Source organism: Jeotgalibacillus marinus (assembly GCF_040801915.1).
GTDB lineage: Bacteria > Bacillota > Bacilli > Bacillales > Jeotgalibacillaceae > Jeotgalibacillus > Jeotgalibacillus marinus.
Map to the genome: position 1 here is coordinate 1 of NZ_JBFMIA010000099.1, position 414 is coordinate 414.

General features: G+C 31.9%; 1 protein-coding gene. It reads right to left on the bottom strand.

The window, feature by feature from the left end; translation table 11 throughout:
* Positions 1-63: 63 nt before the first annotated feature.
* The coding region (locus AB1471_RS17130) for a hypothetical protein (protein ID WP_367780947.1) at positions 64-414 on the bottom strand (351 nt) is incomplete at its 5' end.

Genomic DNA, 414 nt, shown 5'->3' on the forward strand with positions numbered 1-414 from the left:
AAAAAATAGACCACCAATTGTTATATAAGAAGATAAATATTTATCTACCACGATATCCTCTCCTTATTCTTGTTTGCTCCTCCGAAAGAAAGCGTTTCTTACATGTATCGTATAAACCAATATGATAATTGACCAAACTGTATTCCCTATAAATGGTTGCTGATTATATGACAATGATAACGACCAACTAATAATTCCAAAAAATAATGAGTAGAAAATCATCATCCAAAAACCCCATTTTTTAAGCCTTATATACCCAAATACCATTAATAAAGATATAAGAGCGACTAACACTCTCACCAATTGCTCTGGTGCATTGGTGAGACCAAATCTTTCAGCTATACCGAACTGATTGGCATCAGTATCATAAAAAATTGAGGTGAAAAGTAAAACGAATGCACCAAAAATATAAAA